This window comes from Paraburkholderia franconis (genome assembly GCF_009362735.1).
GTDB lineage: Bacteria > Pseudomonadota > Gammaproteobacteria > Burkholderiales > Burkholderiaceae > Paraburkholderia > Paraburkholderia franconis.
The window spans coordinates 116,304-126,928 of record NZ_WHNP01000024.1 but is presented as its reverse complement, the minus strand read 5'-3'; the positions used below and the strand labels follow the sequence as shown (position 1 = coordinate 126,928).

At 62.4% G+C, this 10,625-nt stretch carries 11 protein-coding genes; 7 read left to right on the top strand and 4 right to left on the bottom strand.

The window, feature by feature from the left end; genetic code table 11:
• On the top strand, positions 1 to 313 hold a 313-nt coding region (locus tag GCT13_RS49440), incomplete at its 5' end, for a hypothetical protein (protein ID WP_227746983.1).
• Between the two features lie 151 nt (positions 314 to 464).
• Here the strand turns inward: GCT13_RS49440 and GCT13_RS24545 are convergent.
• Complete coding sequence (locus GCT13_RS24545; protein ID WP_152762498.1) at positions 465 to 1,598, bottom strand: AI-2E family transporter; 1,134 nt, start codon at positions 1,596 to 1,598, stop codon at positions 465 to 467.
• A gap of 260 nt (positions 1,599 to 1,858) precedes the next feature.
• On the opposite strand from GCT13_RS24545, the gene GCT13_RS24540 reads away from it, so the two are divergent.
• The 4 genes from GCT13_RS24540 to GCT13_RS24525 all read left to right on the top strand — a co-directional run bounded on the left by GCT13_RS24540 (position 1,859) and on the right by GCT13_RS24525 (position 5,820).
• A complete protein-coding gene (locus tag GCT13_RS24540; protein WP_152762496.1) occupies positions 1,859 to 3,073 on the top strand; it encodes a DUF2863 family protein in 1,215 nt (404 codons plus the stop codon).
• Positions 3,074 to 3,271: 198 nt separating this feature from the next.
• Entirely contained in the window at positions 3,272 to 4,156 is an 885-nt protein-coding gene (locus GCT13_RS24535) for a response regulator transcription factor (RefSeq protein WP_152762494.1), read from the top strand.
• A 92-nt stretch (positions 4,157 to 4,248) separates the two neighbouring features.
• On the top strand, positions 4,249 to 4,923 hold the full coding sequence (locus GCT13_RS24530; protein ID WP_152762492.1) for an energy-coupling factor ABC transporter permease: 675 nt from the start codon (positions 4,249 to 4,251) through the stop codon (positions 4,921 to 4,923).
• Positions 4,924 to 5,127: 204 nt separating this feature from the next.
• A complete protein-coding gene (locus GCT13_RS24525; protein WP_152762490.1) occupies positions 5,128 to 5,820 on the top strand; it encodes a BspC domain-containing protein in 693 nt (230 codons plus the stop codon).
• A 147-nt stretch (positions 5,821 to 5,967) separates the two neighbouring features.
• On the opposite strand, the gene GCT13_RS24520 is transcribed toward GCT13_RS24525, so the two are convergent.
• Positions 5,968 to 7,134, bottom strand: a complete 1,167-nt coding sequence (locus GCT13_RS24520; RefSeq protein ID WP_152762488.1) for a M14 family metallopeptidase — start codon at positions 7,132 to 7,134, stop codon at positions 5,968 to 5,970.
• Positions 7,135 to 7,163: 29 nt separating this feature from the next.
• On the bottom strand, positions 7,164 to 7,946 hold the full coding sequence (gene yaaA, locus GCT13_RS24515) for a peroxide stress protein YaaA (protein ID WP_152762486.1): 783 nt from the start codon (positions 7,944 to 7,946) through the stop codon (positions 7,164 to 7,166).
• Positions 7,947 to 8,003: 57 nt separating this feature from the next.
• On the opposite strand from yaaA, the gene GCT13_RS24510 reads away from it, so the two are divergent.
• Together GCT13_RS24510 and GCT13_RS24505 are read left to right on the top strand one after the other, a co-directional pair.
• A complete protein-coding gene (locus tag GCT13_RS24510) occupies positions 8,004 to 8,519 on the top strand; it encodes a putative toxin-antitoxin system toxin component, PIN family (RefSeq protein WP_152762484.1) in 516 nt (171 codons plus the stop codon).
• Between the two features lie 158 nt (positions 8,520 to 8,677).
• Positions 8,678 to 9,868: a pyridoxal phosphate-dependent aminotransferase gene (locus GCT13_RS24505; protein ID WP_152762482.1), complete on the top strand. Its 1,191-nt coding sequence runs from the start codon at positions 8,678 to 8,680 to the stop codon at positions 9,866 to 9,868.
• Between the two features lie 76 nt (positions 9,869 to 9,944).
• Here the strand turns inward: GCT13_RS24505 and GCT13_RS24500 are convergent, their stop codons facing one another.
• The gene (locus tag GCT13_RS24500) at positions 9,945 to 10,592 is read right to left on the bottom strand and encodes a glutathione S-transferase family protein (RefSeq protein WP_152762480.1); all 648 of its coding nucleotides are present in this window, start codon (positions 10,590 to 10,592) and stop codon (positions 9,945 to 9,947) included.
• Between the last annotated feature and the right edge of the window lie 33 nt (positions 10,593 to 10,625).

Genomic DNA, 10,625 nt, shown 5'->3' with positions numbered 1-10,625 from the left:
TTCAGTTCAAACCTGTTACTGTTTTCGGGTTCTCTCGAACCCGGTCGCTCACTCAAAATCACTGACTGATGGTTCGATTTCTCAAACCTTCCTCAATTTCTTTCTGTGTGAGTCTCGATTACTTTTGCCTTCGGCAGCTCCTGAGAACCACCGCGCGCCGTCATCGAGCACCCACATCTGTCGGCTGTTAGTTTTTAAAGAACATCGCACGAGGCGCCTTGCCTTCGTTGCGTTGCTGCATCAGCAGCAGAGAAATGAGATTATGAAGAACCTTCCGGCATCCGTCAACAGGTTTTTTTGCATCATCGCCTGAAACTGAAACCCTGCCGATTCCGCCACCGCGCCGTTTCTGCCGCGGCCCCCGCCGCGTCGCGCCGCAAACGGCGCACCCGAACGAAGGACGCGAATCTTAGGCCATCCACGGCCCAATGACAAGGGTGTGACGGAAGTTTTGTTGCCGGCGGCTATTTACTCGACGTGCCTGGCGCCTTCTCGACTTGCGTCACCGCGTCGGCAGGTTGGGCGCTCGTTCTTGCCGCCAGCTCGCGAGCATCGGGTGAACCAATCGTCCAATCGTGCAGCACCGTATAAGCCACAGCAAGAAGCGTCGGCCCGATGAACACGCCGAGGAAACCGAACGCAAACGCGCCGCCCAGAATGCCGAGCATCACCAGGATCAGCGGCATGTCGCTGCTCTTCCCGATCAGGATCGGCTTGATGACGTTATCGGACATGCCGACGACCAACACGCCCCAAACCACGAGAAAGATCGCCCAGCCCGTTTCGCCGCCGTGATAAAGCCAGATCGCGGCGGGCAGCCATACCACGACGGGGCCGCCGGGAATGACCGACAGGAAGAAAGTCGCGAGCCCGAGCAGCGCCGGCGCCGGCACGCCCGCGATCCAGCAGCCGAAACCGGCCAGCACGCCCTGCACCAGCGCCGTCCCGAGGATGCCGTACACGACGCCCTTCACCGTGCTACCCGCCAAAGTCAACAGATAATCGGCGCGCTCGCCCGCGATACGCCGCATACCCGAGTTGAGCCACGCGGCAGCGCCCTCGCCGCCCGTATAGAAGAAGAAAGTGAGAATGATGCTGAGCGCCAGCATTCCGAGACCATGCGTAACGGCGAGCGCCGCAGCGAGTATCCACTTGCCGGCCGGCGCGGCCAGCACGCGCAACTGCGCGACCATTTCCGAGTTGCTGCTCGTCACGCGCTCCCAGAAGGACTCGATGGTCGAACCGACAAGTGGAATACGCGCAACCCAATCCGGCAGATCCGGCAGCCCCGAATCCATCAGACGCTCGACGAACGCGGTGATGTCCTTCGCATGCGCGCCCAGCGCAAAACCCGCATAGACGAACGGCCCCAGCACGACGACCAGAATGATGAGCACGATCAGCGTCGCGGCCCATTTACGCCGCCCGCCGAGCGTCGCGGACAATTTGCGATAGAGCCCCCACGAGCTGTAGCTGAGAATCGCGCCCCACAGCAGCGCCGTCGTGAACGGCGCCAGCACCAGCAGCGAGCCGCCGACCAGCAGCAGCAGCGCGAACACGGCTGCGAGCCGCTCGATCAGTTGGTCCGATTTCACCATGCGCCTCTCCCCATGCCATTCCCGCCAGACCGCCGCGACCGACGCGCAGACGGCCAAACGTCTGCAAAAAAAGTATAGGAAAGCGCTAACGAAAGCACTGATCGAAGGCAACGACGCCGATAGAACGCGCCGCCACCCGCCCTCTCGCGGCTGCGGGACGCCGGCGCGACGGGCCAACGACTGCCAGCAATGCGTGTCGATAATATGTCGACGCAGAAAGGACTAGAATATATGGTTCTCTGCACACAACCTCCGGATTTATGCGCTCGCGAATCGCCAAACGTCTCCCTCCCGACGCCGACAAGCTGGTCGGTCTTTCGCTCGCGCTTTTCGCGTCGGGCAGCCGCACCGAGGATCGCTTCTGGGAAGCCAAGCTGGACGCGCTGCTCGCAAAAATAGTCCGCAACGGCAACCAGACGACCCTCGACGCCGCGCTCGACCATCTTCAGCAGAATCATCCGGACGCCTATGGCGCCCTCGCTGATATGGCCGAAACACATAGCGAATCGCTGACCGTCGAGCACGACGGCGTCCAGTACGAAGCGTTGCTGATCGCCGCGCCCGTGCTGGCATGGACGCGCTATGTGATTCCGTCGGGCTCGCTCAAAGGCGATGCCGCCGACGCGCTGCGCGCGCATCTGCAGGCGCATGTGCTGGCCGATGGCACCCGCGTCGCGATGGCGCCCTTCATGTATAGCATCGACCAGTTGCCACGTCACCACGTCGAAACGTGGCGTCTCGCGCAGCAACTCGCGCAGGCGGCCGTCGGCGGCGGCAACGCGAAGATCAACTTCGGCGAGTTGCCGGAAACGTCGCCCATTCTTGCCGATCCTCGTTTCCTGCTGGCCGTGGTCGCGGCGCCCGTTGGCGCGCCTGTGTTCCGCTGGCAGGAAGAAGAGCACGGCACGCGCATCGAGCGCAGCCAGTGTCTCGAACAATGGACCACGCAAGGCGGCGCCAACCTCGCCGTCGTGCTGCCGGGCTGCGAGTTCGAATGCCTGTTGCCGGATGCGTACTACTCGGCCTGCCGCGACGCCGACGAACGCGTGCGCCCGCACACCGTACGCACGGCAGTGCGCTATCTGTTCGACACGATCGGCGCGACGCCCGACGAATTGCGCGCCGTCGTCGCGGGCTTCGGCGAGCGGCGCATCGACGAATACCGCATCGGCTTCACCCGCCGCGGCAGCAACGATGTCATCTACGGCGTCGTGTGGCCGCTGTACGGCCGCGAGAACGGCGACCCCGGCATCGACGAAGAACCGCAAGAAGCGATGGCGAGCGACGGCCCGCTCGAAGACATCGTCGCGCTGCTGAAAGAAACGGGCATCACCGATATTCGCCGTCACGCGGGCCGCTTCGAGCCGGAATATTGTGACGACTGCGGCGTGCCGCTTTATGCGGATCCGCTCGGCGAGATCGTTCACGCTGAAATGCCCGAAGATGCCGAGCCTGCGCAACCGCATTTCCACTGATCACTTCAGAATTTTCTCTGCATCGAATCAAGCCCCGCTGAATGCGGGGCTTTTTTCATGGCACTCGTCCTATGCCACCTGGACAGGCCGTCACGAGACAGGGAATTTGTCATCATCGTTGCGATGGTGCATCGCTGTACGACGACAATCTCGTCGTGTGCAGCGCGCCGCCACGACCGATCGATCAGGAGGCAGTGCATGCGATTTTCAGTTCTCAACTCGGACGCCGAACGCAGGGAAGGACTCAAGGCGCTTCTGCGGCAAATCGACCGACAGGCACGCTTCGGCGAAGCGCAGGACTGGCCACAGGCCGAGCGCACGTTGCGGCGCCTCGAACCGGACCTGCTGCTGATCGACTGGGAAGACTGGATGTCGCCCGCCGACGCACGCGCGCTGCTCGCCAACCATCCGGGCCTGCCTGTCGCCGTGCTGGTCGACGATATATCGCCGGCTCACGTGCGCGCGCTCGTCGAAAAAGGCGTGCTCGGCGTCATTCCGCGTACAACCGATCCGCGTGTGATCGTGCGCGCGCTCGAAATGGTTCTGCTCGGCTGTCACTACATCCCGGCCGGCGCGTTGTCGCTCGACGCGCCGACGCACGGCGGCAAGCTCGCGCGTCCGAGGACGGAAACGCGCTCGCTCGAACTGCTCGCAACGCCGCCGAAACGACCGCGCTTCGCGGGCGGCCTTTCGCCGCGACAGGAACAGATCATGCGCTGCGTCCATATGGGCAGCACGAATAAAATGATCGCACGCGCACTAGGCATCAGCGAGGGCACCGTGAAAATCCATCTGGCGACGATCTTCCAGCAACTCGGCGCGCCGAACCGCGCAGCTGCCGTGGCCATCTACAACGGCTGGCTCACCGCGCAGCTCGAAGTGCTGCGCAGCGGACACAATCGTATCCCACGGCCCGCGCGCGTGACGTCGAACGTCGCGCCGCTTCGTCAGCGCAAGCCGCGAACGTTCCGTTATCCGTTGCCTGCCAACGACAACCCCAATGCGCTGCCGATGGCGGCCGAAGCGACGACGCCTTACGGCGCGCGCCGCAAGAGCCGCACATCCGACGAAGGCGCGATGTAAAGGTCGAAAGGAAGCAACCGTGAATCGACATAAAACGTTGCTGGCACGGAATCCGCTCACACCTTTGGGCCTTCAACGAGTAATATGAAGACATGGGTTTCCTCTATACGCCGCTTCCGTTGTGGGTCGCTGTCGGTGGCTGGATCGCCGCTGTGGCTCTGCTCGCGTTCACGTTCTGGAAGAACCCGTTCAAGCGATTGCAGGAACCCGTGCTTCAGCATGTATGGCTCGCGATCATCGTCGCCGTCTCGGTGCTGTGGGCGACGAATGCATGGCTCGAAGACGGCACCGTGATTCACCTGCTCGGCGCAACGCTCGTCGTCACGCTGTTCGACTGGGGCCTTGCGCTCATCGCGATGGCCGTCGTCACCGGCCTCGCCGCCGTCGTCTTCGATGCACCGTGGCAAGGCATCGCGCTTACGTTCCTCGTATTCGGCGCCGTGCCCGTCGGTGTATCGACGCTTCTGCAGCGCGCGAGCATCGCATGGCTGCCACGCAATCTGTTCATGTTCATCTTCGGGCAGGGCTTCGTGTCGCCTGCAATTGCCGTTTCGGTCGCGTCAGCGGTTGCACTAGGAACGCATATCGCGCTTGCCGACGGTTCGATGTCCGTTATCCCGGCCGGCTATGCGTTTAGTGTGTTCCTGCTTGCCTCGGGCGAATCGTGGTTCACGGGCATGTCGACTGCCTTGATCGCCGTCTATCGTCCCGCCTGGGTCACGACTTATGATGTGCGGCGCTATCGCCTGGGCGGCCCACGCACCTGAGTGCTTCGCGAGTCAACCGTCGATGTCCGAAACGCGCGCGCTTACGCGTCTGCGAGGCTGACACGCAAGCAGCACAGGCTCACCCATCTCTGCTTGAGTTGTCTCACGACGAAGCCGCAAAATATTTCTGCCAGTATTGAACTCAACCCCGTCGACGGGCATCTTATGTGCCTGAAATCTCCACAGCATTTTTTACCCAGATAGATGGAACGCACCAACGCACCGCGCCGATTGCTGCGGTTGGTCGGCCGGTTAGCGGTGTGGGCTGCGAGCGCGTCGCTCGTGTGCGCGATGCCCGCCTTCGCCGATCAGCTCGAGCAGCACAACGACCTCGTCAACAAATTCATCAACGAAATGCACGCCGATCCGCTCATCGCGGATTGCGCCGCGCATGGCGATTTCGTCGCGAGCACATCGACGGCGTTCGATCATGTGGAGTTTCCGCCCAGTTCGTTCGATAGCGCGCATGCAGCCATCACCCCCTGGAACGATTCATTCGACGAAGGCAAGCAGAAGGTCAAGGTCGACAACATCGTGACCGTCGAAGGTCTCGGCATTCCGCAAGGCGGCGGTGATCCGTCGCAACTCAAGTTCCGCTGCGGCTATGTCGGCCCGCAGATGCTCGCGTTCAGCTGGAACGATCCCGTGCCGCCGTTGCGCGCGCGTAGCGCAGCATCGTCAGGCTCAGACGGCGCGAAAGGCAAGCACGCGACCGGAGGCAAGGGCTCGAAGAAAAAGTCGGGCGGAAAATCGACGAAGGGCGGCGCAACCGGCAAACCGGCTACCAAGCAGAGCAGCAAATCGTCGGGCAAAGCGGTGACGGCCAAGAGCAGCGCGACAAAGAGCAATGCCTCAAAGGCAAGCGCGAAGAAGTCGTCGGCGAAGAAAAAGCAATGACGCTTGCGTAACGGCAGCATCGAACGTCCGACAAGCGATCAGCAAAAAGCGAGGCCACACATCATGCGTGGCCTCGCTTTTTTGCATACCCTTTTTTGCATACCTTTACTACGCGTCAAACGATGCGCGTGAGCAGCGAAGCGACGCTCAGGCAAACACCTCCATATGCCAGAGGATCGCCTGCAGCATCGCCGCGCCGAGCGATGCGCTGCGCTCACCGTTCCAGCCCACGCGCTCGTCAGGCAGATTCGCATTGTCCTTGAATGGCATCTCCAGCGTCAGCGACAGGCAGCCGAACTCGTTGCCGATGTACTTCGACGCGAGCTTGAGTGCATCCTGCCGATACTTGCTCGCTTCGTAACCATACTTGTCCTGGAAGTCAGGACTCGCACGCTTGAAGCCCTCGACAAACGCCGTCTGTTCCTGCCGTTGCCGCTCGGTAAAGCCCGGCAGCATTTCGGAGCCCGCGACGAACACATACGGGAGCGCTTCGTCGCCGTGAATATCGAAGAACAGATCGCAGCCGGTCGCATGAATCGCGTCGCGCACGAGCAGCACTTCGGGGCTGCGCGCGGCATCCGGGTCCATCCATTCGCGATTCAGATTCGCGCCCGCCGCATTCGTGCGCAGATTGCCATGCACGCTGCCATCGGGATTCATGTTCGGCACGATAAAGAAGTCGGCGTAATCGTAGAGCTTGCGCGCGACCGGGTCGCCTGACCAGTCGCCCCACCCCGCGAGCCGCTTCACCAGCCCTTCGACAAACCATTCGGCCATCGTCTCGCCCGGATGCTGGCGAGCGATGATCCAGATTTTCTTCTTGGGCTTCAGCGTTCCGTCGTCGAGCAGCGTCGGCGTGCCGAGCGTCAGTAGCGACATCGGTCGGCCTTCGACGGTCTTGCCCAGTTCCGTCAACGCGGCATGCGGCATCTGTTGGACGGCGCCGAGAAATTCCGAGTGGCGCTCTTCGCTATACGGCTCGAAGTACGCGTAATAGATGCTGTCGAAATCGGGCGTGTGATCGATGGTGAGCACGCGGCCGTCATACGCGGTCGGCACGCGGAACCAGTTCACGCGGTCGTAGCTCGCGCACGCCTGATAGTTGCGCCAGCCTTCGGCGAACGCGCAGTCGGCGGCATTCTCGAACGTCATCACGCAGCGCTCGCCGCGCGCGCCCGTCAGACGGAAATAGAACCACTGCGCAAAGTCGGCGTGGCTGTCGGGACGCACGCGCAAACGGATGTTGTCGGCCTGCTCGCACGACAGGACTTCGATCGCGCCGGCGTCGAAGTTGCTCGTAATGGATAACGTCATGATCTCTTTCCTGCTCTTTTGGCGCGGCGTCAGTCCGCGATGCGCCGGCGAAATACGTAAGTGGAATCGTTCGAAGCGTCGGCGTCGAACGCATAGCCTTCGGCATCGAAGCCCTTGAGCTGCTCCGGCGCATCGAGGCGATGCTCCACCGCGAAGCGCGCCATCAGACCGCGCGCGCGTTTCGCGTGAAAGCTGATCACCTTGTAGCGGCCGCCCTTCCAGTCTTCGAACACGGGCGTGACGACGGGCGCGGCGAGCAGCTTCGGCTTGACGGACCTGAAGTATTCCGTCGACGCGCAATTGATCAACACGCGCGAATCGCCTGCCTTCTTCTCCAGTTGCCGGTTGAGCGCCTGCGTGATGCGCTCGCCCCAGAACGCGTACAGATCCTTCCCGCGTTGATTCGCAAAGCGAGTACCCATTTCGAGCCGATACGGCTGCAACAGATCGAGCGGACGCAAGAGCCCATAGAGGCCGGACAGCACGCGCACATGCTGCTGCGCGTAGTCGAGATCGGATGCGGAGAGCGACTTCGCGTCGAAGCCTTCATACACGTCGCCGTTGAACGCGAGCACGGCCTGCTTCGAATTGGACGCGTCGAACTTCGGCGACCAGTCGGCGTAACGCTGAAAGTTCAGATGCGCGAGCTGATCGGAAATGTCCATCAGCGACGCAATGTCTTGTGGCGACAGACGGCGCAGATCGCCGATCAGTTCGGCGGCGTCATCGACAAAATCGGGGATCGTGTGCTTCTTGACGTGCGGCGGGGTGTCGTAGTCGAGCGATTTGGCCGGCGACAGAACGATTATCATAGAGGCTTTCAGGCACGCCGTGCCTGGCGGTCAAAGACGAAAGCCAGATTGTAACGAATGCCCGAAACCCCTGCCTTGCCTCAACAGAACGCCTCCGCAGCCGTGCCCGCTGTCGTGCTCGATTCGAACGTGTGGATCGACATTCTCGTGTTCGACGATCCGCACACGCGCCCCATTCTCGCCGCACTCGAACGCGGCGCGTTGCGCGCGCTGATCGATGCGCGGTGTCTCGCCGAACTGACGCACGTGCTCGACTATCCGCAGTTCGAGAAGCGCGCCGTCGACAAAGCCGCCGCGCTCGCGAGGCTCGCGCGGCTGTCGACGCTCGTCGAGCCGCCCGTTCCCGCTGAAAACGCGGAAGACACGCGCCCGCTGCCCAAATGCAAGGACCGCGACGATCAAAAGTTTCTCGAGCTTGCGCACGCGGTGCAGGCGGACTGGCTGATTTCGAAGGATCGCGCTGTGCTGAAGCTCGCGAAGCGGATCGCGCGCGATTTCGGTTTCCGGATCGTGCAGCCCGCGCCGTTCGTCGCCGAGTGCGCGCTCGCTAGTGGCGAGCCCGTCGTGGTCTGAAGCCGTCCTGAAGCCGTCCCGCGGCGGAAGACCCATGCGCTTTGAGCCCGGCTCGCAGATGTGCCGCGCAGATTTTCCCTACAATCGAGCATCACACCCGACCCCAACCGCATCGATGACCGCGGCCTCGGCAACCGGGCACGCATTCGGACCGCGAGATGAACGCACCGCACGACACGACGACCACGCCTATGACGACCACGCCCCCTTCGTTCCCCTCCCGCCTGCCGAACGTCGGCACGACGATCTTCACCGTGATGAGCGCGCTTGCCGTCGAAAAGGACGCGGTCAATCTCGGCCAGGGCTTTCCGGATTTCGATTGCGATCCGAGCATTGTCGAGGCGGTGTCGAACGCGATGCGCGAAGGTCACAACCAGTACCCGCCGATGGCGGGCGTCGCACCACTGCGCCAGGCCATCTCCGACAAGGTCTCAAGTCTGTACGGCCGCCGCTACGACGCGACGACGGAAATCACGGTGACGGCAGGCGCAACGCAGGCGCTTCTGACGGCCATCCTGTGCGCCGTGCATCCGGGCGATGAAGTGATCGTCGTCGAGCCGACTTACGACAGCTATCTACCGTCGATCGAGCTCGCGGGCGGCAAGCCCGTATTCGTGACGCTCGAAGCACCCGACTACGCGATTCCGTTCGACAGGCTCGCCGCCGCGATCACGCCGAAGACGCGCATGATCCTGATCAACACGCCGCACAATCCGACGGGCACGGTCTGGCGCGCAGACGACATGAAGAAGCTCGAGGAGATCGTGCGCGGCACCAACGTGCTGATCGTGTCCGACGAAGTCTACGAGCACATGGTCTATGACGGCGCGCCGCACGAGAGCGTCGCGCGCTATCCGGAGCTTGCGCAGCGCAGCTTCGTCGTGTCGAGCTTCGGCAAGACCTATCACGTGACGGGCTGGAAGGTCGGCTATGTGGCCGCGCCCGCGCCGTTGATGGCGGAATTTCGCAAGGTGCATCAGTTCAACGTGTTCACCGTCAACACGCCGATGCAACTGGGCCTCGCGCACTACATGCAGGACCCGGCGCCGTATCTGAACTTGCCCGCGTTCTATCAGAAGAAGCGCGACTTCTTCCGCGCCGGTCTGGAAAACACGCGCTTCAAGCTGTTGCCGTGCACGGGCACGTATTTCCAGTGCGTCGACTATTCGGCCATCAGCGACACGTCCGAAGCCGAGTTCGCGCAATGGCTGACGAGCGAGATCGGCGTCGCGGCAATTCCCGTGTCGGCGTTTTATCGCGAGCCGCACGAATCGGGCGTCGTGCGCTTCTGCTTCGCGAAGAAAGAAGCCACGCTCGCGACCGCGCTCGAACGGCTGGCGCGTCTCTGACATGGCGCGCGCGATGTTGCGAACGAACCTGGGTTCTTCGCCATCGCGCGCGAAGCGGTCCGGCGCGTCCGCGTCGTCACTTCTTCCTTTGCGCGTCGACGTACGCCTTGCGGTCGTCCGTCACGCGCTGCGCAGCCGGCCGCGCGTTGATCGCCTTCACGTACGGCTTCCAGTCGATGCCGACATCGAGCAGAAAATCGCGTCCATAAATGGCCTGCGTCGCCATGCCGACGAGCGGCAGGCTCACAAAGCCGGCGACGTCCGCGATGCTGAACCGGTCGCCGCGCAGATACGGCGTGAACTTCGCAAGCCGTCTGAAGCCGCTTATGTAACGGATCAGCAGTTTCTCGGTGCGCCCTTTGGTGGCATCGGTGATCGTGCCGCCGAAGAACGCCTGCTTGTAGAGATTGCGCGCCGTCAGTTCGAGATGCACGTCGACGAACGTGATCAGCTCGCGCTCTTTCGCGGCTTCCCACGGGTCGGGCGAGAACATCGCCTTTTCCGGGTAGGCAGCAGCCAGATATTCGATGATCGCCTGCGACTCGCACAGGCTGCCATGCTCCGTTTCGATGAACGGCACCTTGCCGAGCGGCGAATGCGTGAGAAACGCCTCGTCCTGGCTCGGGATTGCGAGCACTTCCTCGAACGGAATGCCGAATTCGAGCAGCGCAAACTTCACTTTGTTGTAATAGTTGGACAGTGCAAAACCGTGCAGCTTGATCATCCGATGTCTCCCTGCGGATGGTTGTCGAAAATC

What these genes read in the sequence shown, in the direction of transcription:
- GCT13_RS24545 (WP_152762498.1), bottom strand. Translation starts at nt 1,598, where the DNA reads ATGGTGAAATCGGACCAACTGATCGAGCGGCTCGCAGCCGTGTTCGCG.
- GCT13_RS24540 (WP_152762496.1), top strand. Translation starts at nt 1,859, where the DNA reads ATGCGCTCGCGAATCGCCAAACGTCTCCCTCCCGACGCCGACAAGCTG.
- GCT13_RS24535 (WP_152762494.1), top strand. Translation starts at nt 3,272, where the DNA reads ATGCGATTTTCAGTTCTCAACTCGGACGCCGAACGCAGGGAAGGACTC.
- GCT13_RS24530 (WP_152762492.1), top strand. Translation starts at nt 4,249, where the DNA reads ATGGGTTTCCTCTATACGCCGCTTCCGTTGTGGGTCGCTGTCGGTGGC.
- GCT13_RS24525 (WP_152762490.1), top strand. Translation starts at nt 5,128, where the DNA reads ATGGAACGCACCAACGCACCGCGCCGATTGCTGCGGTTGGTCGGCCGG.
- GCT13_RS24520 (WP_152762488.1), bottom strand. Translation starts at nt 7,134, where the DNA reads ATGACGTTATCCATTACGAGCAACTTCGACGCCGGCGCGATCGAAGTC.
- yaaA (WP_152762486.1), bottom strand. Translation starts at nt 7,946, where the DNA reads ATGATAATCGTTCTGTCGCCGGCCAAATCGCTCGACTACGACACCCCG.
- GCT13_RS24510 (WP_152762484.1), top strand. Translation starts at nt 8,004, where the DNA reads ATGCCCGAAACCCCTGCCTTGCCTCAACAGAACGCCTCCGCAGCCGTG.
- GCT13_RS24505 (WP_152762482.1), top strand. Translation starts at nt 8,678, where the DNA reads ATGAACGCACCGCACGACACGACGACCACGCCTATGACGACCACGCCC.
- GCT13_RS24500 (WP_152762480.1), bottom strand. Translation starts at nt 10,592, where the DNA reads ATGATCAAGCTGCACGGTTTTGCACTGTCCAACTATTACAACAAAGTG.